The organism is Sphingomonas sp. CBMAI 2297, assembly GCF_029870595.1.
Taxonomy (GTDB): domain Bacteria; phylum Pseudomonadota; class Alphaproteobacteria; order Sphingomonadales; family Sphingomonadaceae; genus Sphingomonas.
Window position 1 is genome coordinate 265,193 of record NZ_JAPDIR010000004.1, and the last position, 22,240, is coordinate 287,432.

Genomic DNA, 22,240 nt, shown 5'->3' on the forward strand with positions numbered 1-22,240 from the left:
AATGTCCTTAAGACGAGACTAAGCTTTTTCGCGTGCGCCCTCAACCGCCGCGGCGAGCGTCGCGAAGGAATATATCGCAGCCGCAGCAAGGCCGATCGTGGCGAATCCGGCCAGCGCGAACGGGGTCAGGATGAGCAGATGCGCCGACGGGCTGGCCCACCAGCGCTTCGGCCGGGAAGGCGCCCGCTCGACGAGCAACTGGGCGGCCATGGCCACCAGGGCGAGTACGGGCGGCGTGGTGTTGGCCGTGGCGGCGAACTCTCCCCAGCCGATGAGCAGCGCGACCAGGGCGAACAGCGCGAAGATCGCCCATTCGAGCAGGCGCGCCCGCTTGTCCTCGCCACGCAGCACCGCCATCGCCGCGCCGGTGGCCAGCGTCGCGGTGCCGGCCAGCGCGGTGACGGTGCCCGCCCCCGGCCAGCGCATCGCGGTAAGGACGAGCGCCAGCGCGGCGATCGCGCCGCCGGCGACGCTCACCGTCCAGCCGGGCACGTTGCGGCCGACCAGCTCGGGCAGCGCGATCCGCGCGGCGCGAGTGAATATCCAGCGGTCCGCCCAGTCGGTGCGGCGCTCGGTGAGCGCGGCGAGCACGCCGGTGTTGCGCGCCGCCAGCCCCTCGACGCTGCGCTCCACCGCATGGCCGCTCTTGAGCCAGCCCGCGGTGAGCGGCACATGCTCGGCGCCCGACTGGGCGGCGACGCGCAGCAGCGCCGACTGGAAGTCGTAATCCTCGGGCATCTGCGCGATCTGGGCGAGCTGCTCCACGGTGATCCGGGCGACGCCGGCCCAGCTGTCGCGCATGTCGAGCCGCTCGATCGCGGCGGGCGACGCCGGATCGTCGGTGACGAGCAGCGCCTCGCCGCTCGTCGTCGCCATCTTGTCCATCACCGGATCGGTGGTGACCAGCCCATCGGCCATCACCAGCACCTGCGCGCCGGGCGCGATCTTCTCGGCGGCTTCCTCGGCCGAGCGGACGATCTCGATCCGAGGATGGCGCTTGGCGGCGCGGTTGACCGCGGTGAGCAGGGCCGGCGTCATCTTGCCCACCGCGACGAGCACCTGCTCGGCCCCGGCGCCGAACAGCAGCCGCGCCTGATATTCGAGCAGGGTCATCCCGCCAAAGGGCAGTGTCGCCATCAGCGTCCCCGGCCGGCCTTCGGCCTCCTCGACTGCGAATATGAGCCCCGCGAGCATCCTGGGGTGGTTAAGGGGTTCATGCACGACAATCAAATCCCGCTGCTTCCCCTCCCTGCAAGGGAGGGGTTAGGGGTGGGTGGAGGCTTGGCGATACTGCCGATGCCACGCATGCTTCACCGTATCGCGGTCAAACACCCACCCCCAACCCCTCCCTTCCAGGGAGGGGAGTGGAGTCAGTAAATCAGATGCGGTGCCCGCGCCGCTTCCCAGGCCGCCTCGTCCGGCGCGGTCCGCGCGTCGAGGTCGCCAGGCTCCGCGCCCGCATCGTCGACCCATTCGCGCAGGTCCGGGCCGCCGTTGATCACGTCGATCGCCAGCTTGTCGAAGACATATTCATAGGGGAAGTCGCGCCACAGCGGGTAATCGCCGTAAAGTCGGCGGATCGCCTTGAAGCCCAGCGCCTGGAGCCGCCACGGGCGGAACGCGGCGTGATCATAGCCCGGCCCCTCGGCATGGATGAACACGCCCGAGCAGAGCTGGCCGACATGCTTGTGGAACGTCGGCTGGAACCACAGGTCGCGCAGCGTGCAGCCGGCGAGCCAGGCGGGGGCCAGCGCGCGCATCTCGGCGATCACCGCCTTCGCATCGATATCGGGCGCGCCGAACAGCTCGAGCGGGTGCGTGGTGCCGCGCCCTTCGGAAAGCAGCGTTCCCTCCAGCATCACCGTGCCGGCATAGGCGCGGGCCATGTTGACGTTGGCGGCATTGGGGCTCGGGTTGATCCAGGGCCGCTCGGGCGGCCAGCCGAAGCCGGGCGCGGCATCGGGCTGCCAGCCCTCCATCGCGATCACGCGATAGTCGAGGTCCAGCTTGAACTGCGCGATGAACCAGTGCCCCATCTCGCCCAGCGTCATGCCGTGGCGCATCGGCATCGGCCCGGCGCCGACGAAGCTCTCCCAGCCGGGCAGCAGCGTCGTGCCCTCCACCGGCCGGCCGGCGGGGTTGGGCCGGTCGAGCACCCACACGCTCTTGCCATGCGCCGCCGCCGCCTCGAGCACATAGAGCAGCGTCGTCACGAAGGTGTAGATGCGGCAGCCGACGTCCTGCAGGTCGACCAGCAGCACGTCGAACGTGCCCATCGACTGGCCGGTCGGCCGCCGGACCTCGCCATAGAGGCTGAACACCGGCATGCCATAGGTGGGATCGGTGAAGTCGGGCGACTCCATCATATTGTCCTGCAGGTCGCCGCGCACGCCGTGCTGCGGGCCGAACACCGCCGAGACGTCGAGCCCGGCGGCGACCAGCGCGTCCAGCGAATGGGTCAGGTCCGCGGTCACCGAGGCGGGATGCGCGAGCAGCGCCACGCGCTTGCCCTGGAGGGGGCGACGAAGCTCAGGGTCGGCGAGCAGCCGGTCGATGCCGAATTTCATGGCGCAGCAGGTGCCGGGAGTTCGGCGGCGACGCAAGCCGGATCGTCGCGCGCAACCGGCGGATCATCCCGCCGGCACCTCGATCGCGAAGCCGCCGGGCGCATGGAAATCGGGCGCCCCCGGGGCGTGCGCGACGGACCAATAGGATTTGGCGCCGTCCGCCTCCTCGATCACCGCGGTGACGGCGACCTGCCAGACGCCCGCCGGCAGTCCGCCCAGGTCGACCCGCACGCGGATGCCGTCCGCCAGCGGCTCGATCGCCGGCGCGGCGAGCGGCTGGTCGCGCATGCCCTCGCGATACCCGTCGAATCGATAGGCCGCCCACTGGGTGGAGGGCGAGAAATTATACTCGAAATAGCCCTCGCCGCCCGCCGGCCGCACGAACAGCTCGAAGCAGGTGTGCCGCCACAGCCCGTCGGTCCGCTCCGGCGGGGCGGGCGCCGGCAGCTTCGGCATCCCTCCCGTCACGCGATAGGCAAGCACGCTCGGGCCGTGCCGGATATCGGCGGAAACCTCGACGCGCTCCACCATGTGCGGCGGATGGGAGGGATGCGGGACCAGCGGGATGTGCAGCGCCATGCGCCCTGCCCTAGCCCAGTTCGCCGCATCGGCGAAGCAGCCTCAGAAACGGAAGCTGACCCAGCCGGACAGGAAATCGGAGCTGCGATACCCCGCCTTGGTGAGCGACGGGCCCGCCGCCAGATGCTCGTACCGGCCGGTGACGGAGAGGCGCGGCGAGATCGTCCAGACCAGCTGTGCCCGGCTGACATCGGCGATCTTGCGATCCGCGACCTTCTGGGTGCCGGCAAAGGGCTGGCCATTGGCGCGGTACACCGCGTCGCGCGCATCGTCGCGCCAGGCCAGCGCATATTCCGCCGTCAGCCGCACTCCCTTCACCGGCGAAAAGGCCAGTGTCGGCGCCACCGTGACCAGGTTCGAGGGGGTCAGGAACAGCTGGTAGCTGTAGTAGATGTTGTTGCCGAACGGCGCATAGGCGTTGCGCAGCTTGCCGTCGCCATAGCCGCCGCCGCCGCTGGCATAATCGGCATGGAAGCCGATGCGCGGCGCCGTGGCGGATCTGCCGAGGCGATAGCTCTGGGCGAAGAATGCCTGCCACGCATCGATGTCCTGGCCGATATAGCGGCCCCATTGATGGTTGACCGACCAGTCGATCGCCACGCGCCCGACATCGCCCCACAGCCGCGCGCCCGCATAATAGCGCCGCGCCGGCCCCACCCGGCCGCCCCAGGCGCCGACATCGTTGCGCCGGCGCCAGAGAAAGGGATCGAAATAGAGCTTCGAGCCCCCCAGCCAGGCCTTGGGCAGCGCCACGCCGAACGTCACGCCCGAGAAGCGGCGCGCCGGATCGTTGACGTCGTCGTCGGGGCCGAGATCGCCATAGGCGGTGGGCCGCAGATCGAACAGGTCGACCCGCAGCCAGCTGCTCCGCGCCCAGGCCCGGATGCCGTTCAGCGTATAGCGGATCGTGTTGTTGTCGCGCTGCGAGACCAGCAGGTTGGGCCCGTCGGTGAATTCCTGCCGCCCATAGCGCGCGCCGATCGCCACCCCGCCCAGCTCGGCGGTCGCCTCGGCGAAATATTGCTGGAAGACGAGGTCGTTGCGCAGCGAGGCCGCCGGCACCCCCAGCTCCCGCCCCGAAATGCCGCCATGCGCGACTTCGCCGTACAGGCGCAGATGCGGCCCGAGATGGAGATCGGCCCCGGCGACCAGCCGGTTGATGTCCTGCCGCTGGTGCGGCGCCTCGCGCAGGCCGGGATTGCTCGTCAGGTTGACGCGCAGCCGCGCCTCGCCCGACAGCGTCAGATAGATGTCGCCATCCTTGTCGAGCGGCAGGAATTTGAGCCGGTCGAGCGGATCGTCGCGCCGCGCCGGATCGCGCATCGCCCGCCAGTCCTCGGCCCAGCGCGACAGGCTGTAGCCGCCCGTGACCGCGCCATCGCCGGCCGCCGCCGCCGGATAGCCGGCGCCGTCCGCCTTTTCCCGCGGCGCCGGAGCCGGGACCTCGCGGACGGTCTGCGCCGCCGCGCCGCCGGTCAGCAGCATGGCAAGCGGCACGGTGCCGCCGGCTAGGGCGCGCAGCGCTATGGGCACGGAATCGAATCCTCTCTCGGATACTCGGCCGGTTTCGTGTCGGACGATGTTGATGTCCGGCCATTGTACAGCCACGCGCCCAAACGTGCCGCCTGGCAATGAATCCGAAATAATTCACATTTTCACAGATACTTATCCATATCCCCCATCCAGCGGGAGGCTCAAAACATGCGGAAATGGTGACACGCCTTCCCGCAGCCATGCGGAATTCCGCACATCGAACATGCCCGACCCATGTTCGCGCCGGGGATGACGCGCCCGCGCGCCTCGGCTATGCGGCCCGCATCATGACCGAATTCAAGTCCGATCTGCTCCGCCTGCTCTCCACGCGTGGTTACGTCCACCAGGTCACCGACCCGGAGGCGCTCGACGATCTCGCCACGAAGCAGATCGTCCCCGGCTATATCGGCTTCGATCCCACGGCGCCGTCGCTGCACGTCGGCAGCCTCGTCCAGATCATGCTGCTGCGCCGGCTCCAGCAGGCCGGCCACAAGCCGATCGTCCTCATGGGCGGCGGCACCGGCAAGATCGGCGACCCCTCGTTCAAGGACGAGGCCCGCAAGCTGATGACCGACGAGGTGATCCGCGCCAACATCGCCTCGATCAAGACCGTGTTCGAGAAGTTCCTCACCTTCGGGGACGGCCCCAGCGACGCGGTGATGGTCGACAATGCCGACTGGCTCGACAAGCTCGAATATATCCCGTTCCTGCGCGACATCGGCCGGCATTTCTCGGTCAACCGGATGCTGAGCTTCGATTCGGTGAAGCTGCGCCTCGACCGCGAGCAGTCGCTCTCGTTCCTCGAGTTCAACTACATGATCCTCCAGGGCTATGACTTTCTGGAGCTGTCGCGCCGCGCCGCCTGCCGCCTGCAGATGGGCGGATCGGACCAGTGGGGCAATATCGTCAACGGCATCGAGCTGGCGCGCCGGGTCGACGGCACCGAGGTGTACGGCGTCACCACGCCGCTGATCACCACCGCCGATGGCGGCAAGATGGGCAAGACCATGTCGGGCGCGGTGTGGCTGAACGAGGACCAGCTCTCGGCATTCGATTACTGGCAGTTCTGGCGCAACACCGACGACCGCGACGTCGGCCGCTTCCTCCGCCTGTTCACCGACCTGCCGCTGGACGAGATCGCCCGGCTGGAGGCGCTGGAAGGCGCCGGGATCAACGAGGCCAAGAAGATCCTCGCCAACGAGGCGACCGCCATGTGCCGCGGCCGCGCCGCCGCCGAGGAAGCCGCCGAGACGGCCCGCAAGGTGTTCGAGGAAGGCTCCGCCGGCGGCGCGCTGCCCACCCATGCGGTGGCGGGCGGCAGCATCGCCGTGGTCGACGGGCTGATCGCGCTCGGCCTCTGCCCCTCCAAGGGAGAAGCCCGCCGCAAGGTCGCCGAGGGCGCGATCCGCGTCGACGATCAGGTGGTGAGCGATCCCGCGCTCGAGATCGCGGTGGCCGCGCCGGTCAAGCTCAGCTTCGGCCGGAAGAAGCACGGGATGCTCGTGCCCGCGTGACATTCCGCCGACGGCCCTGATAAGTCGCTGTTAAGCCTCTTCGTTGCAACGGGATTCACGCGGTAACGGTATCAATCGCAGACGTACCTCAAGCGTTTCGTGAGGCCGTGCGTGAATTTTGGATCGAACCTGGCTTATTCGGAGATCCGGCGGGAGGGGCGCGAGGACGTCTATTACCGCGCGCGTGCCTTCGGCCCCGACGCGAAGCAGCTGAACTTCATCATCGTCAACATCTCGCCGCACGGCCTGATGGCGCGGTGCGACGATCCGTTCGAGACGGGCGCGCGCATCCGCGTGGTGCTGCCGCATGCCGGCACCGTGGTGGCCGATGTGCGCTGGGCGCTGGGCGGCCGGATCGGCTGCCAGTTCGAGCGCGCGATCGATCTCGCCAGCTATTACGAGCTGATCTCGACCATGGTGAAGGCGAAATAGGCCCCGGGACGGAGGGGGCCGCCCGCTATTTCAACTGGCGCCAGACGCGATCCGCGGCCCTGCCGAGCACCACCGGCACGGCGACGGCCAGCAGGAGGATCACCCAATGGGGCATGTCCAGGCGCATCGCCGCCAGGGCCCCTTCGTAAACGCCGCCCACCAGGCCGATTGCGACCACCAGCAGCACCGCCGCCAACCACCATGACCTTTGCATAGAGGCCTCTCTTCCTGCGCCCGGCAGCGACCATAGCATGGATGCGGGGCCTGGGCATCCGTTGATGCCGTGGCCGTGGGAGTTCCGCCTTGCCCGATCGCTCCGTCGGCGGCTTCCAAAGACGCTGAAGACCGAACGGCCGCGCGAGCCCGGCAGGCGTTTCGCGCGATGGCCTGCCCGGATCGATCCCGGCAGGCCATCGGGATCATCAGACCGGCGGATCGCTGCAGCAGCGCTGGCCCGGGCACCTGGCCTCATCGCTGCAGCATATGGGGCCGGCGGAACAGCAGCGTATCGTCGAGCACGGGCTGCAACATATATTGATTACCTGATTTTTCTTCCTGGCGGACAGGAAGGAGACCGGCTTCTTCATGGCTGCCTTCCATTCGGAAACGCGCTTTTCCGAGCAGGCATTCTTTCCCCATGAGGTGACGTTCGTGGCCAGAGTATCCACGACCTCCACATTGTACGTCAAAACGACATTGCCGTACTTCGGGAGATTGTAGTGCATATCGACGCTTCGCCCGATCGTGGCGAAGATATTGGGCACGGCGACAAGCTCCCACCGGCCGTTGCTGGAGAAGTAAAGCTCCGTGGCGACATTGATCGATGAGGTCTTGATCCCGCCATCGGTTCCGGTCGACGTTCGCAGCGAATATTCGCCGTTGGTTGCCGTCATGATCGCCGAAGCGCCGGGCGTCATGATGAGGTTTGGCTTCCCGATGATCTTGCCGCCGCGCTCGATCTGCAGCGAGACCTTGTAATATTTGGGCAAAGCCTGGGTTGAAGCGCCTGCCGTCGTCAGAAAACAGGCAGAAAAAATCAAAAGGATTTTCGCCAGGAAGGACACAACACCTCCATGCTCAGAACGTGGATTTCGCCGACCGACGGAATGCACCGCGGACCGCACGATTCGAATATAGTTTTCATTAGTAATATTTCCGGGTCATGACACGAGGTCCGCGCACCATCGATCACTAAAGTCACCGGCCCTCGAGCTCGTTACAACTCTACGTGAAAACAACGGGATGGATTACTATCCAGCCAGGTTGGGATACGCATGTTCCCGTCCCGCCATTCTACCCGCTGCCGCCCCGCAGGCAGGAGCAAGGGCCACGAGGCCCGGATTGCCCCCCGATACCCGGCGCGATTGCCTGGATTGTTCCACGCTACCCTGAATCCCCGTCTGCGCGGGGATGACGGTGGAAGGCGCCATCGTCCATTCTCCGGACGCAGTGCCTCCCTGGCATCGAGATGCGGCGCGACACTGCCTCGACACCCAAGACAAGTGGCGCCTTTTCTTGCAAATTACGCATATCTTCTTTCCGTTACACAACAGATCGTTCAGCCTGCATAAGATCTATTGGTGAGAAGCTTTGCCTCCCACTAAAGGAGGGAAGCTGAAATGAAGGCATATATTGCAGGGACGGCATTGTTCGCGATGTCTGCTTGGGCGGCGCCGGCTTCGGCGGAACAGGTCCATACTTTCTCCAACGGGTGCACGCGCACCTGCTCCGGCACCTGGGTGAACGGATCGCTGCCGGGCTCGGTGGCGTGCTACAACAAGGATGGCACGCCGGGCACGGCGGGCCCGCTGAACTGCCCGAGCGGCCCGGAGAAGACGTTCAGCCCCAATATCTTCGACGCGGACGGGATCCCGCTGCCCGCGCGCGCGATCAAGGCAAATCCACGCCGCGCGGACTGAGCGGCACCGGACCGCCGCCGCCGATCCGTCGGCGGCGGCGAACCCGCGCACCGACGGTTCGGCACAAGCTCGGACAAGCCGTTGAAACTACTCCCGTCACCCCCGCCCGCGCGGGGAGGACGGGCTTTGTTGATTGAGTCGCGCGCGCAGGTTGGGAACCCAAACGAGTATCCGTTTCCCACCGTCATCCCGGCCTTGCGCCGGGATCCCGCTTCTTCTGCCCTCGGCAAGACAGCGGGACTCCGGCGCAAGGCCGGAGCGGCGAAGGAGGAATAGCGAGGCCCCAATCCAGGATAATAGCCCGATCAAGGCTTTGATTTTATTCGCAATCCCAGCGACTCCCTTCGTCATCCCCGCGCAGGCGGGGATCCAGGGCCAGGGGCGAGTTGCGCGCAGTCGAGTCCCGCGCGCTCCGGGGAGCGCTCGCCTGGCAGCATCCTTGTCCCGCGCTACCCTGGATCCCCGCCTCCGCGGGGATGACGGCTATTGGGGCACTCCTTCCTCAAGGGGATAGACGCCGAGGATAGGGGGTGGCGCCGAAGGATTGCGGGCATGACGGGAAAAACGGGAAGACGGCGGGGCCTATCGCCCCCTATCCCGCCCGCAACAGGCTCACCGCCGCGTCACGCTCGAACAGGTAGAGCGCGATCCGCGCCGCCTCGCCCCGCGCGGTGTGCAGCGCGCGGTCCTGGTCCTCCAGCAGCCGCGCATCGGCGTTCGCCGCCGCGATCAGCGTCGCCAGGCTCTCCGGCGTCGCCAGGCGGAAGCTCTGCTCGCCCGATTGGCGGGTGCCGAGGATCTCGCCCGCGCCGCGCAGCTCCAGGTCGCGCTCGGCGATCAGGAAGCCGTCGGTGGTGTCGCGCATCAGCGCCAGCCGCGCCCGCGACGTCTCGCTGAGCTTCTCCCCGCGCAGCAGGATGCAGTGGGACTGCCCCCCGCCCCGGCCCACGCGCCCGCGCAGCTGGTGGAGCTGGGCGAGGCCGAACCGGTCCGCCGCCTCGATCACGATCAGCGTGGCGTTGGGCACGTCCACCCCCACTTCGATCACCGTCGTCGCCACCAGCACGCCCAGCTCGCCCGCGGCGAAGCGCGCCATCACCGCGTCCTTCTCCGGCCCCTTCATCCGGCCATGGACCAGCCCGACCTTGTCGCCGAACCGCGCGGTGAGCGTGGCGGCGCGATGCTCGGCGGCGGCAAGGTCGGTCTTCTCGCTCTCCTCCACCAGCGGGCACACCCAATAGGCCTGCTTGCCCGCATCGAGATGCCGGCCCAGCCCGGCGATCACCGCGTCGAGCTTGTCCTCGGCGATCACTGTCGTCTGGATCGGCTGGCGGCCGGGCGGCATCTCGTCCAGCCGGCTCACGTCCATCTCGCCATGGCTGGCCAGCTGGAGCGTGCGCGGGATCGGCGTGGCGGTCATCACCAGCAGGTGCGGCGGCACCTGCGCCTTGGCCTGGAGCATCAGCCGCTCGGCCACGCCGAAGCGGTGCTGCTCGTCCACCACCACCAGTCCCAGGTCGCGATAGGTCACGCCCTGCTGGAAGATCGCATGGGTGCCCACCAATATGTCGATCTCGCCGGCGGCGAGCCCCATCAGAACGGCCTCGCGCACCTTGCCCTTGTCGCGCCCGGTGAGGATCGCGACGCGGATGTCGAGCCCGGCGAGCAGGCGCGAGAGATTGTCGTAATGCTGGCGGGCGAGGATCTCGGTGGGAGCCAGCATCGCGCCTTGCGCCCCGGCCTCGGCGGCGATCAGCAGCGCCATCGTCGCCACCAGCGTCTTGCCCGCGCCGACATCGCCCTGGAGCAGGCGCAGCATCGGCTGGCTCTGCGCCATGTCGCCCTCGATCTCGCGGATCGTGCGCGACTGGGCGCCGGTGGGGACATAGGGCAGCCGGAGCCGGTCGCGCAGCCGCCCGTCGCCGGTCAGCGGCCGGCCGCGCTTGGCGCGGGCCTCGCCGCGCACCAGCATCAGCGCGAGCTGGTTGGCGAACACTTCGTCATAGGCGAGCCGCTCGCGCGCCTTGGCGTCGGCGGGGTCGGCATGGATGCGGGCCAGCGCCTCCTTCCAGCCCGGCCATTGGTGGCGGTCCTTCAGGCTCGGCTCGATCCATTCGGGCAGATCGGGCGCGCGCGCGATCGCCTGGGCGGCCAGCGCCGCGATCCGCTTGGACGTGATGCCCTCGGAACAGGGATAGATCGCCTCGCGCCCGCCGCCTTCCGCCTCTTCGGGCAGCGCGACCTCGGGATGCACGATCTGCAGCTCCTGGCCATATTGGTCGAGCCGGCCCGAGACCCAGCGCTTCTCGTTCAGCGGGAGCAGCTTCTTCGCCCAGCCCGAATTGCCGCCGAAAAAGACGAGGCTGGCATGGTTGCCGTGCGCGTCCACCGCCTGCACCCGCGCGGGGGAGCGGGCGCTGCCGCCGAAGCGATATTGCACCGGGGTGAGCTCGATCGCGATGATCCTTCCGGCGTCGGACGCCATCAGCGCGTCGCGCGGAATGCGGTCGATGAAGCCGGTGGGGAGATGGAAAGCGACGTCGACGACGCGCGCCAGCCCCAGCCGCTCGAGCGGCCTGGCCAGGGCCGCGCCGATCCCCTTGAGCGCCGTGACTTCGGCGAAGAGCGGATTGAGGATCTCGGGGCGCATGGCGCCCGACCTAATCCTTGCGATGGCGCGCCGCTAGGGGGTGCGGGATCAGGCGATGCTGCGCGCGGGCGCGATCGCCTGGCCGGCCGCCTCGATCGCGGCATGCACTTCGATCACGGTCGAGCCGACCACCACTTCGTGCGCGCCGTCGAACGAAAGCACGCCGACATCGGCACCGGCCATGTTGATCGTGGCGACCGTCCGCACCGCGGCAATGTTGACCAGCATGGGGTCGCCGTTGATCGACTTGAGCATCACGAAACGCATTTTTGGACGGCCTTTACGCAGAGTATCTGCCCATCATAGCAAGATCGCCGGCCGGGCGGGCGGAAACGGCCGATTAAGTTGCGGCTGGCGTTCGCCGGCGCGGCAACCTATCTGGGAAATCGTATCCACCATTTTCGCCGACACGCATTTTTCGCGCTGCCGGCCATTTCCCGTTGAGGACCGAATGGACCGCGAAACCCGTCTCAAGCGCCTGCGCTTCCGCGCCTGGCATCGCGGCGTGAAGGAAGCAGACCTGCTGATCGGCGGCTTCTTCGATCGGCATGGCGCCGGCTGGAACGACGCCGAGATGGACCTGTTCGAGGAACTGCTCGAGGAGCAGGACGTCGATATCATGGCCTGGGCGATGGGCGTCGAACCCGCTCCCCCACGCTATGCCGGCACGGTAATGACCGCCCTCAAGACATTGAACTACGTGCCTATTTCTCGCTGATCCCGAATGCCCGACCTCAAGACCATCCTCTCCGCGCAACGGCCTCTCACCCTGTCGGGCGCTCCGACCGGCTTCCTCCCCTGGATGCTGGCCGATCTGGCGCGCACCGGGCGGATGACCGTCTTCGTCGCGCCCGACGAATCCGCGATGCGCGCCGTGGCCGGCACCGCGCCCTATTTCGCGCCCGAGCTCGAAATCCTCGGCTTTCCGGCCTGGGACTGCCTTCCCTATGACCGCGCCAGCCCGACCCTGCGGGTCATGGCCGAGCGGCTGGCGACGCTCCATGCCCTTCAGAACAAAGGCGAAAAGCCGCGCCTGCTGGTCACCACGGTAAACGCCGTCACCCAGCGCACGCTCACGCCCTTCCGCATCCGCCAGCTCGTCGCCCGCCTTGCGCCGGGCGAGCGTATCAGCCTGGAAAAGCTCGGAAACCTGCTCCAGGCAAATGGCTATATCCGCGTCGACACGGTGAACGACGCCGGCGAGTTCGCGGTGCGCGGCGGGCTGGTCGACCTCTTCCCCTCGGGCGCCGAACAGGCATTGCGGCTCGATTTCTTCGGCGACGAGATCGAGAGCGTCCGCACCTTCGATCCCTCGGACCAGCGCACCACCGGGCGGATCGACGGCTTCACGCTCCTCCCCGCTTCCGAGGCTCTGCTCGACGAGGAGTCGGTCAAGCGCTTCCGCACGCGCTATCGGGAAAAGTTCGGCGCCACCGCCACCGGCGACCCGCTCTACCAGGCGATCAGCGACGGCCGCCGCCTCGCCGGCATGGAGCATTGGCTGCCGCTGTTCGAGGAGCGGCTGGAGACGCTGTTCGAGCATCTTCCCGGCGATGCGATCCTGATCCGCGACGCCGGCGATGCCGGTGCCGCCGAAGCGCGGTTCGAAGCGATCGCCGACTATCAGTCGAACCGCGTCCGCGCCCAGTCCGCCGATCCGGGCAGCTATCGCCCGCTGGCCGCCGATGCGCTCTATCTTGTTGCGAACGAATGGGAAAAGCGGCTCGCCGACTGGCCGGCGCACACCAGCACGCCCTTTCACGAGCCGGTCAGCGCCACCGTCCTCGACTTCGACGTCGACGGCCCGCGCGACTTCGCGCCCGAGCGGGCCGCCGGTGCCAATGTCTATGAATCTGTCGTAGACCATATCGCCAAGCTACGGAAATCTAGCAAGAAACCGATACTCGCCAGCTATTCGAACGGCGCCCGCGAGCGCCTGACCGGGCTGCTCGCCGATCACGGCCTCAAGACGGCGCGCAAGGCGGACAGCTGGCACGAGGCGATGGGCATCGCCGACAGCGCGGTGGCGATGATCGTGCTGCCGCTCGATCACGGCTTCTCCGCCCCCGGCGTCGCGGTGCTCACCGAGCAGGACATGCTGGGCGACCGCCTCGTCCGCCGCTCGAAGCGCCGCAAGTCGACCGACGCCTTTCTCAACGAGCTGGCGACGCTCTCGCCGGGCGATCTGGTGGTGCACGTCGATCACGGCATCGGCCGCTATGAGGGCCTCACCCAGATCCCGGTGCAGAAGGCCCCGCACGACTGCGTCGCCCTCACTTATGCCGGCGGCGACAAGCTCTATGTTCCGGTGGAGAATCTCGAGGTCCTGAGCCGCTACGGCGCGGGCGAGGAGGGCGCGGCGCTGGACCGGCTGGGCGGCGAGGCCTGGCAGCGGCGCAAGAGCCGCATGAAGGAGCGGATCCGCGAGATCGCGGGCGAGCTCATCGCCACCGCCGCCAAGCGCGCCACTCGACCCGCCGAAGTCGCCGAGCCCGATGCCGGCGGCTATCCCGCCTTTGTCGACCGCTTCCCCTATGAGGAGACCGACGACCAGGACCGCGCGATCGGCGACGTGCTCGAGGATCTCGCCGCCGGCCGCCCGATGGACCGGCTGATCGTCGGCGATGTCGGCTTCGGCAAGACCGAGGTGGCGCTGCGCGCCGCCTTCGTCGCGGCGATGGCGGGCATGCAGGTCGCGGTGGTCTGCCCCACCACCCTGCTCGCCCGCCAGCATTTCAATAATTTCACCCAGCGCTTCGAGGGTTTCCCGATCAAGGTCGGCCGCCTCTCGCGCCTGGTGGGCAGCACCGAGATGAAGGCGACCAAGGACGGCGCCGCCGACGGCACGATCGACATCGTCGTCGGCACCCATGCCGTCCTCGCCAAGGGCGTCGAGTTCAAGCGGCTCGGCCTGGTCATCGTCGACGAGGAGCAGCGCTTCGGCGTCACCCACAAGGAACGGCTCAAGGCGATGAAGGCGGACGTCCACGTCCTCACCCTCACCGCCACGCCGATCCCGCGCACCCTCCAGATGGCGATGTCGGGCCTGCGCGAGCTCAGCGTGATCCAGACCCCGCCGGTCGATCGCCTGGCGGTGCGCACCTATGTGATGCCCTGGGATCCGGTGGTGCTGCGCGAGGCGCTGCTTCGCGAGCATTATCGCGGCGGCCAGGCCTATTTCGTCACCCCGCGCATCTCCGACCTGCCCGAGATCGAGGAATTCCTGCGCCACGACGTGCCCGAGATCCGCTATGTCGTCGCGCACGGCCAGATGGCGGCGGGCGAGGTCGAGGAGCGCATGTCCGCCTTCTACGATCGCAAATACGACCTGCTCGTCTCGACCACGATCATCGAGAGCGGCATCGACATTCCCAGCGCCAACACGCTGATCATCAACCGGGCGGACAAGTTCGGCCTCGCCCAGCTCTACCAGCTGCGCGGCCGGGTCGGGCGCTCCAAGACGCGCGCCTATGCCTATCTGACCACCCCGGCCCAGCGCCTGATGACCGAGGCGGCGGAAAAGCGCCTCAAGGTGCTGTCCGACCTGGAATCGCTGGGCGCCGGCTTCCAGCTGGCCAGCCACGATCTCGACATCCGCGGCGCCGGCAACCTGCTCGGCGACGAGCAGTCCGGCCATATCAAGGAGGTCGGCTACGAACTCTACCAGTCGATGCTGGAGGAGGCGATCCTCGACGCCAAGGCGGGCGGCCTGCGCGACGAGCGCCCGCGCGACCTGAGCCCGCAGATCACCGTCGACGCGCCGATCATGATCCCCGAGACCTATGTTCCCGATCTCGACCTGCGCATGGGCCTGTATCGCCGCCTCAACGACGTGGACGACCGCGCCGGCATCGAGGCCTTCGCCGCCGAGCTGATCGACCGGTTCGGCAAGCTGCCGGAGGCGACCGAGAACCTGATCACGCTGATCGAGGCCAAGCTGAACGCCAAGCGCGCCTGCATCGCCAAGCTCGATGTCGGCCCCAAGGGCGCGCTGGTGAGTTTCCACGACGACAAATTCCCCAATGTCGACGGCCTGCTCGCCTATGTCGACAAGCTGGAAGGCACGGCGAAGCTGCGCCCCGACATGAAGCTGGTGATCGCTCGCGCCTGGGCGACGCCCCAGGCCCGGCTCAACGGCGCGCTCCAGCTGTCGCGGGGCCTCGCGAAAGCGGCGGGATAAACCCGTAGCGACCCATGCTTCCGCCCTCGCGGCCTCCTAGAATGGGGGGAATGGCCCGCCGCCAGACCGGCGGGCCTCCCCCCAAGGAGTGCCGAGTGACCGACCCCATTTCTTCCCGTCTCGCGTTCATGGAGATGGATGCCGCCCAGCGCGCCACGCTTTCCGGAAACAGCGCGCTGATCCGCTCGGCGATCGGCAAGGCACTCGATCGTTTCTACGCCCGCGTCCGCGCCACGCCGGAGACCGCGCGCTTCTTCGCCAGCCCCGAGCATATGCGCAGCGCCCAGACGGCGCAGGAAGGCCATTGGAACCACCTCGCCACGGGGCAGTTCGATGCGCAATATCACCAGAGCGTGCGCCGCATCGGCGCCACCCATGCGCGCATCGGGCTCGAGCCGCGCTGGTATGTCGGCGGCTATGCGCTGGTGCTCGAGCAGCTGCTCCACGAGGCGATGGCGCGCACGCCCTGGTGGCGGCGCCTGCTCGGCACGCTGCGCCCGCGCGCGCTCGCGGTCCTGCCCGCCGCGCTGGTCAAGGCCGCGTTGCTCGACATGGAATTGTCGCTCTCGATCTATTTCGAGGAGGAGCAGGCGAGCCGCGAAGCCGCGATGGGCACGCTGGACGAGGCCCTGGCCGCGCTCGCCAGCGGCGACCTCACCCGCCAGCTTGCGGACACGCCGGGCGCCTATGCCTCGCTCGAGCATAGCTATAATCACACGCTCGCCCGGATGCGCGAGATGATCCAGGCCGTTGCCATCGGCACGCGGCGGATCAACGGCACCACCGACGAGATCGCGCAGGCCGCGGACGATCTCGCCCGGCGCACCCAGGCGAATGCCGCCAGCCTCGAGCAGACCAACGCCGCCGTCGCGCAGATGGGCGATCGCTCGCGCAGCACCGCCCAGGCCGCGAAGTCGACCGTCATGCGCGCCGATCAGGCGATCGCCACCGTCGATGGCGGGCGCGGCGTCGCCACCCAGGCGGTCGAGGCGATGAACCGGGTCTCGGAAAGCGCCAAGGGCATCGACGCGGTGATCGAGGGGCTGGACAAGATCGCGTTCCAGACGCGCGTGCTCGCGATGAACGCCGCGGTCGAGGCCGGGCGCGCCGGCGAGGCGGGGCGCGGCTTCGCCGTCGTCGCCGACCTGGTCAGCGCGCTGGCGATGCGCGCCGAGGAGGAAGCCGGCCGCGCCCGCGAGCAGCTCACCACCACCCAGGCGGAGGTCGTCACCGCGGTCGATGCGGTGATGCAGGTCGACGGCGCGCTGGCCAACATCGCGAGCGACGTCGGCGAAGTGCATGCGCTGCTCGGCAGCATGGCGCGGGACAATGGCGCCCAGGCGATCGCGATCGGCGAAGTCTCCACCGCGATCGGCGCCATGGACCAGGGCACGCAGCAGAACGCGGCCATGGTCGAGCAGACTTCGGCCGCCACTCGCACGCTCGCCCAGGAAGCCCGGACGCTCGCCGAGCGCACCGGCGCCTTCCGCACCGATGCGGCCGCCATGCCGCCTCCCCCCAATGGCAAGCACCCGATCTTCAGCGGCACGACGCGCGACTTGCCGCCCGCCGCCGTTTCGGCCCTGCGCGTGCGCGCCTAGCTTGGGGGCCTCATGCCTATCCGACTTTCACGGCACCGGTATTTTTGCGTAGTTGCGCATACTGGAACTCCGTTCAGGATGCAGGCGAAATGGTGCTGCTCGGCGCAATGCCCAGGCCGCCTGCTCCTCTGGTGCGCAGGCGACTGCGGGTCATCGCGTGGCTTCGTCGTGTTGAAGCCGATCCGATCTGGCGGATTTCGCGTTGAAACGTCTAGAACAAGGCTGCGTATCTGGCCGTGACCAATGGGATTGAGGCAGGCGAGACCCTGAACGGGTCCGCTCGTGAGGAGCGAGGCTTGAGGGAGCCGGACAGTTTCGAGCAACGCCGATTGTTGACCGAAGCGATGGCCCGGTTGTCGCATGCGACCTCGATCGACGAATTGGTCAACGTGCTGCGGGAATGCGCGCGCACGATCGCGCGCTGCGACGGCGTCACCGTCATCCGCCGCGAGGGCGACCGTGTTGCCTATGTCGCCGAGGATGCGATGACTCCGCTCTGGGCGGGCGAGCGCTTTCCGATCGAGAATTGCATATCGGGCCTCGCCATCCTCGAGGCGCGGCCGATCCACATTCCCGACATCTATGACGATCCGCGCGTTCCGGTGGATGCGTACAAGCCCACCTTCGTGCGCAGCATGTCGATGTATCCGATCGGGCTGATGGGGCCGAGCATGGCGATGGGCGCCTATTGGGCGGAAGCCGGGCCGATCGATCCGAGCACCAGCGCGCTGCTCGCCAGCCTGGCCCGCTATGCCGGGGTCACGCTGGGCCGCGTCACCGAAGGCCGGGGCGCCGACCCGGCCTGAGCTCACCGAAGCGCGAGGCTCTCCTCGCCCTCGGCTTCCAGCTCGTCCGCGGAGAATTTCTCGCGCTGCATGCTGAAGCCGCCATACGCCTGGTCCACCTTCCAGCTGCCGCTCGCCTCGGTGCCCTGGTCGTCCACGCTGCCTTCGTAGAAGACGGCATGGTCCCAGCGGCCGTGATATTGCTTCACGAACTGGATTCGCGCGCCGCTGCGCCGCCCCGCCACCGTGGCGCCGCGCACGCCGCCCTGCCCGTCCCGCTCGCTAATGCTGCCCGAGACGGCGCCGGCGGTCTCCTCGAGCAGGGCGATGAAGCCATTGTCCTGCGCGTCGACGCTGCTGACATAGCGGCCGTACCAGACGCCGCTCAGATCGCGCGGATCGCTCACCCGCGGCTCACCAGCTGGGCCAGCGCCGGCACGTCGACCGGCGCCGAACAGAGGAAGCCCTGGAAATATTGGCAGCCTTCCTTGGCGAGCAGGTCGAGCTGCTCGGCGGTCTCGACGCCTTCCGCCACCACCGCCAGCCCCAGCGAGCGCGCCATGTCGATCACGCCCCGCACCACCACCCGGTCGCGCGGCGAGCCGGTGATGTCCTGGCTGAGCTTCTTGTCGATCTTGAGATAGTCGAGCGGCAATGCCTTGAGATAGGCGAGGCTCGAATAGCCCGTGCCGAAATCGTCGATGGCGACGCGGCACCCCGCCGCGCGCAACAGGGTGAGCAGCCGCGCGGCTTCGCCCAGGTCCGACATGATGCCGCCCTCGGTGATCTCCACCGTCAGCCGATTGCGCGGGAAGTTGCTCGCGTCGATCCGGCCGAGCAGCGCATCGACGAAGCTCGCCCGCGCCACATCGGCCGCGGTCACGTTGATCGAGAGCCGCAGCTTGCTGAGCGACATGGGCCAGTTCGCCGCCGCCGCCAGCGCGCGGCGCTGAACATGATCGGAGAGCGTCGCGTCGAGCCCCGCCCGCTCGGCCGCGGCAAACAGCGTGTCGGCGCCCAGTTCGCCGAACTCGGGGTGGTTCCAGCGCGCCAGCGCCTCCACGCCCACGATCTGCCCGGTGGCGATCGAGACCTGGGGCTGGAACAGCACGCCGATCTCGCCGCGCTCCAGCGCGCGGTGCAGGCTGTCGACGAGCAGATCGACCGGGGGCGCGCCCTTCTCCAGCGGCACGTCGCCGAGCAGCGCTTCGCTGGTTCGGCGCAGCAGGGCCGCGGCATTGTCGCCGGCCAGGCTCTCTCCGGTCACCAGCCGGGCCCCGAGCGGGGCGATGTCGCCTCCCACCACGAAGGGCCGCGCCAGCGCGTCCTCGAGCCGGGCCACCGCCGCGCCGATCCGCGCGGCATCGGCATCGTCGCTGGCGACAAGGAACTCCGATCCGCCGATCCGCGCTACGATCGCGCCCTTGCCGAGCGTCTCGCGCGCCACTTCGCCCACCCGGCGCGAGACGCTGCGCAGCAGCTCGTCCCCCACGGCCCGGCCATAGGCGGTGTTCACTGTCTCGAAACGCGTCAGCCCGATCAGCACGACGCCGACACGGCCGCCCTCCGCCAGGCGCCGGTCGATCCAGCGCCGGGCACTGGGCCCGTCGCGCGCGCCGGTGAGCGCGTCGCGCACCGCCGCATTGGCATCGGGCGCCACGCCCAGCGCCTCGACGAGCGCGTGCAGCCGGTTGGTCTGCGCGTCATACTGAAGATGCTGCACCACCCGCCCCACGCCGGCCAGATCATGCGCGAAGGCAGTGGAGGGCGTGTCCGCGTTCAGGCGGCGCAGCGCGCTGCGCGCCAGCACCCGGTCCGCCGGATCGAGCCTGGCGAAGAAGGTCCGCGTGCCCGGCGCTTCGGGCAGGCCCAGCAGGCTCGCCAGCGCCGGCGTGAGCTGCAGCGAGCGCATCCCAGGATCGAATCGCCAGCCGAGCGGCTCGGGCGGCCCCTTCTCCTGCCCGTTCCACCCGGAGAGCCGCTCGACATGCCGCTGGGCGAAGCGGATCGCATGTGCCATCGCCGCCGAGGACATCGGGCTGGACAGGAAGTGGGTGGCGCCAGCATCGAAGAAATGGCGCATATGCACCGTGTCGCTCTGCGAGACCAGGATCAGCATCGCCGCGCCGTGCGCCTCGATCGTCGGCCCCAGCACCTTGGCCGCGTCCATCCCCTCGGACAGCGCGCCGCGTGCGTCGATCACCGCGACGGCGGCCCCGCTCGACAGGAATCGCCGCTCGAGCGCATCCGAGCGCCGCGCCGCCACCACCCGCCAGCCGCCCCCCGCCGCGGCCGCCGCGACTTCGTCGCGCTGGCGAAAGCTGAGGACGAACACCGGTGCAGCATCTGCGTTGGCGCTTTCGATGACTGTGAAATCTTCGGACATTCCCCTCTCGATAACGCGAACGCTTGCCCGCCGCCATCATCATGCGTAACTCGTCTTGCATGGCAGCCGCGCCCGCCTTGATCGACGCCCATGGCCGCGCGATCCAGTATTTGCGCATTTCGGTCACGGATCGCTGCGACCTGCGCTGCCGCTATTGCATGCCCGAGAAGATGCGCTTCCTGCCACGCGGCGCGCTGCTGAGCCTCGACGAGCTGGCGCTGGTCGCCGATCGCTTCGTCGCGCGCGGCGTGCGCAAGATCCGCCTGACCGGGGGGGAGCCGCTGGTCCGTGGCGACACGATGGCGCTGGTCCGCCGGATCGCCCGCCATCTCGGCGCGGGCCTCGACGAAATCACCCTCACCACCAACGGCACCCACCTCGCCGACCATGCCGAGGCGCTGCGCGACGCCGGGGTGCGCCGCATCAACGTCAGCCTCGACAGCCGCGATCCGGAGACCTTCCGGCACATCACCCGGCATGGCGAGCTGGCAAAGGTGCTGGCCGGCATCGCCGCCGCGCGGGCCGCCGGCATCGCGATCAAGCTCAACATGGTCGCATTGAAGGGCCTCAACGAAAGCGAGATCCCCGCGATGCTCGCCTGGGCGGCGGCGGAGGGCATGGATCTCACCCTGATCGAGACGATGCCGCTGGGCGAGGTGGAGGAAGATCGCACCGATCGCTTCCTGCCGCTCACCGGCGTGCTGGCCGCGCTGCGCGCGCGCTTCGCATTGATCCCCGACACGCATCGCACCGGCGGCCCCGCACGCTACTGGCGCGTCGCGGACACCGGCACGCGGCTGGGCCTGATCACGCCGCTCAGCGCCAATTTCTGCGACGGATGCAACCGCGTCCGCCTCGCCAGCGACGGAAAGCTCTATATGTGCCTCGGCCATGACGCGGCAGTCGACATCAAGGCCGCGCTGCGCGGCAGCGGCCCTGCCGGCCTCGACGAAGCGATCGATGCCGCGCTGCGGCGCAAGCCGGCCCGGCACGATTTCCGCATCGCGGCCGGAGCCGCCCCGGCAACGCGCCGCCATATGAGCGTCACCGGCGGATGAGCCAGCTCCGCGCGCTCGTCGTCTCGCCCACCGAACCCGCCCAGCTCGCCGCCGACGAGCTGCGCGAGGCATATGAATGGGTTCCCGTCGAACAGGCCGAGGTGATCGTCGCCCTGGGCGGCGACGGCTTCATGCTCCAGACGCTCCACAACCTGCTGGAGAGCCGCCGCAGCGTTCCGGTGTTCGGCATGAATCTGGGCACGGTCGGCTTCCTGATGAACGACTGGCGGCGCGAGGGGCTCGACGAGCGGCTCGCCCGCGCCAAGCCGTTCAAGGTGAGTCCGCTCAAGATGAACGCGATCAACGCCGCCGGCGAGCGTTTCGAACTGCCGGCGATCAACGAAGTCTCGTTCCTGCGCGAGACGCGCCAGACTGCGAAGCTCGAAGTCACCGTCAATGATCGCGTCGTGCTGCCGGAGCTGGTGTGCGACGGCCTGCTCGTCGCCACGCCCGCCGGCTCCACCGCGTACAACCTGTCCGTCCAGGGGCCGATCCTGCCGCTCGGCTCCGCGATGCTGGCGATGACGCCGATCAGCCCGTTCCGCCCGCGGCGCTGGCGCGGCGCGATCCTGCCCGACAAGGCCCGTATCGCGATTCGCGTGCTGGAGGCGGACAAGCGGCCGGTGAGCGCCGTGGCGGACCAGCGCGAAGTGCGCGATGTCGCCAGGGTGGAGATAGCGATCGACCATCACCGCGACCTCACCTTGCTCTTCGATCCGGAGCATGCGCTGGATGATCGGATAACGATGGAACAATTCGTCGCCTGACCCCTTGCAATCCGCAGAAACCCGCTGCATAGGGCCGCCTCCGTCGCGGTTCGCCGGGCGGAGAGATGGTGATCCCTGATAGCTCAGCGGTAGAGCTCTCGACTGTTAATCGAGCGGCCGTAGGTTCGAATCCTACTCAGGGAGCCATCCTCCAGCATAGCGCGAAACAGCCGAAATCCGGGCTGGGATTTCGCTGCTGCTTCGGCGATTTGCGCCGATCCGGGATGCTGTTTCGCTCTCGGCCAGAGTAGAAAATCGGGCTTGGCCTA

19 protein-coding genes and 1 tRNA gene are annotated in these 22,240 nt (G+C 68.4%); 10 read left to right on the forward strand and 10 right to left on the reverse strand.

Annotated features, from left to right (window positions below):
• Positions 1-18 precede the first annotated feature (18 nt).
• The 4 genes from OMP43_RS08185 to OMP43_RS08200 form a co-directional block, all read right to left on the reverse strand.
• Positions 19-1,221, reverse strand: coding sequence for a hypothetical protein (locus tag OMP43_RS08185; protein ID WP_280279217.1), 1,203 nt, complete (start codon positions 1,219-1,221; stop codon positions 19-21).
• A gap of 149 nt (positions 1,222-1,370) precedes the next feature.
• The gene (locus tag OMP43_RS08190) at positions 1,371-2,567 is read right to left on the reverse strand and encodes a DUF1343 domain-containing protein (protein WP_280279218.1); all 1,197 of its coding nucleotides are present in this window, start codon (positions 2,565-2,567) and stop codon (positions 1,371-1,373) included.
• A gap of 63 nt (positions 2,568-2,630) precedes the next feature.
• Positions 2,631-3,146 carry a DOMON-like domain-containing protein gene (locus OMP43_RS08195; protein WP_280279219.1) on the reverse strand — a complete coding sequence of 172 codons (516 nt, stop codon included), beginning with the start codon at positions 3,144-3,146 and terminating at the stop codon, positions 2,631-2,633.
• 42 nt (positions 3,147-3,188) lie between these two features.
• Positions 3,189-4,679 carry an alginate export family protein gene (locus tag OMP43_RS08200; RefSeq protein ID WP_280279220.1) on the reverse strand — a complete coding sequence of 497 codons (1,491 nt, stop codon included), beginning with the start codon at positions 4,677-4,679 and terminating at the stop codon, positions 3,189-3,191.
• 287 nt (positions 4,680-4,966) lie between these two features.
• On the opposite strand from OMP43_RS08200, the gene tyrS reads away from it, so the two are divergent.
• Complete coding sequence (gene tyrS / locus OMP43_RS08205; RefSeq protein WP_280279221.1) at positions 4,967-6,193, forward strand: tyrosine--tRNA ligase; 1,227 nt, start codon at positions 4,967-4,969, stop codon at positions 6,191-6,193.
• Positions 6,194-6,304: 111 nt separating this feature from the next.
• The gene (locus OMP43_RS08210; protein ID WP_280279222.1) at positions 6,305-6,625 is read left to right on the forward strand and encodes a PilZ domain-containing protein; all 321 of its coding nucleotides are present in this window, start codon (positions 6,305-6,307) and stop codon (positions 6,623-6,625) included.
• Between the two features lie 25 nt (positions 6,626-6,650).
• On the opposite strand, the gene OMP43_RS08215 is transcribed toward OMP43_RS08210, so the two are convergent.
• Complete coding sequence (locus OMP43_RS08215; protein WP_280279223.1) at positions 6,651-6,839, reverse strand: hypothetical protein; 189 nt, start codon at positions 6,837-6,839, stop codon at positions 6,651-6,653.
• 208 nt (positions 6,840-7,047) lie between these two features.
• Positions 7,048-7,689 (reverse strand): hypothetical protein, encoded by a 642-nt coding sequence (locus OMP43_RS08220; protein ID WP_280279224.1) that lies wholly within the window; start codon positions 7,687-7,689, stop codon positions 7,048-7,050.
• A gap of 555 nt (positions 7,690-8,244) precedes the next feature.
• On the opposite strand from OMP43_RS08220, the gene OMP43_RS08225 reads away from it, so the two are divergent.
• The gene (locus tag OMP43_RS08225) at positions 8,245-8,544 is read left to right on the forward strand and encodes a hypothetical protein (RefSeq protein ID WP_280279225.1); all 300 of its coding nucleotides are present in this window, start codon (positions 8,245-8,247) and stop codon (positions 8,542-8,544) included.
• 592 nt (positions 8,545-9,136) lie between these two features.
• Here the strand turns inward: OMP43_RS08225 and recG are convergent.
• Positions 9,137-11,194, reverse strand: coding sequence for an ATP-dependent DNA helicase RecG (recG, locus tag OMP43_RS08230; RefSeq protein ID WP_280279226.1), 2,058 nt, complete (start codon positions 11,192-11,194; stop codon positions 9,137-9,139).
• Positions 11,195-11,242: 48 nt separating this feature from the next.
• Positions 11,243-11,461 carry a hypothetical protein gene (locus OMP43_RS08235; RefSeq protein WP_125617325.1) on the reverse strand — a complete coding sequence of 73 codons (219 nt, stop codon included), beginning with the start codon at positions 11,459-11,461 and terminating at the stop codon, positions 11,243-11,245.
• A 184-nt stretch (positions 11,462-11,645) separates the two neighbouring features.
• On the opposite strand from OMP43_RS08235, the gene OMP43_RS08240 reads away from it, so the two are divergent.
• The 4 genes from OMP43_RS08240 (at position 11,646) to OMP43_RS08255 (ending at position 17,781) form a co-directional block, all read left to right on the forward strand.
• Positions 11,646-11,912, forward strand: coding sequence for a succinate dehydrogenase assembly factor 2 (locus tag OMP43_RS08240; RefSeq protein ID WP_280279227.1), 267 nt, complete (start codon positions 11,646-11,648; stop codon positions 11,910-11,912).
• 6 nt (positions 11,913-11,918) lie between these two features.
• A complete protein-coding gene (mfd, locus tag OMP43_RS08245; RefSeq protein ID WP_280279228.1) occupies positions 11,919-15,374 on the forward strand; it encodes a transcription-repair coupling factor in 3,456 nt (1,151 codons plus the stop codon).
• 95 nt (positions 15,375-15,469) lie between these two features.
• Positions 15,470-16,975, forward strand: coding sequence for a protoglobin domain-containing protein (locus OMP43_RS08250; RefSeq protein WP_280279229.1), 1,506 nt, complete (start codon positions 15,470-15,472; stop codon positions 16,973-16,975).
• A gap of 296 nt (positions 16,976-17,271) precedes the next feature.
• A complete protein-coding gene (locus OMP43_RS08255) occupies positions 17,272-17,781 on the forward strand; it encodes a GAF domain-containing protein (RefSeq protein ID WP_280279230.1) in 510 nt (169 codons plus the stop codon).
• Positions 17,782-17,783: 2 nt separating this feature from the next.
• On the opposite strand, the gene OMP43_RS08260 is transcribed toward OMP43_RS08255, so the two are convergent.
• Together OMP43_RS08260 and OMP43_RS08265 are read right to left on the reverse strand one after the other, a co-directional pair.
• On the reverse strand, positions 17,784-18,167 hold the full coding sequence (locus OMP43_RS08260) for a hypothetical protein (protein WP_280279231.1): 384 nt from the start codon (positions 18,165-18,167) through the stop codon (positions 17,784-17,786).
• On the reverse strand, positions 18,164-20,146 hold the full coding sequence (locus tag OMP43_RS08265) for a bifunctional diguanylate cyclase/phosphodiesterase (RefSeq protein ID WP_280279232.1): 1,983 nt from the start codon (positions 20,144-20,146) through the stop codon (positions 18,164-18,166). The genes OMP43_RS08260 and OMP43_RS08265 overlap by 4 nt, the downstream gene beginning before the upstream one ends.
• Positions 20,147-20,205: 59 nt before the next feature.
• Here OMP43_RS08265 and moaA point away from each other — a divergent pair, with 59 nt between their 5' ends.
• The 3 genes from moaA (at position 20,206) to OMP43_RS08280 (ending at position 22,118) form a co-directional block, all read left to right on the forward strand.
• Positions 20,206-21,204 (forward strand): GTP 3',8-cyclase MoaA, encoded by a 999-nt coding sequence (gene moaA / locus OMP43_RS08270; protein ID WP_280279233.1) that lies wholly within the window; start codon positions 20,206-20,208, stop codon positions 21,202-21,204.
• The gene (locus OMP43_RS08275; protein ID WP_280279234.1) at positions 21,201-21,971 is read left to right on the forward strand and encodes an NAD kinase; all 771 of its coding nucleotides are present in this window, start codon (positions 21,201-21,203) and stop codon (positions 21,969-21,971) included. Before moaA ends, OMP43_RS08275 begins: the two co-directional genes overlap by 4 nt.
• A gap of 72 nt (positions 21,972-22,043) precedes the next feature.
• Positions 22,044-22,118, forward strand: a tRNA-Asn gene (locus OMP43_RS08280).
• Positions 22,119-22,240: the final 122 nt, after the last annotated feature.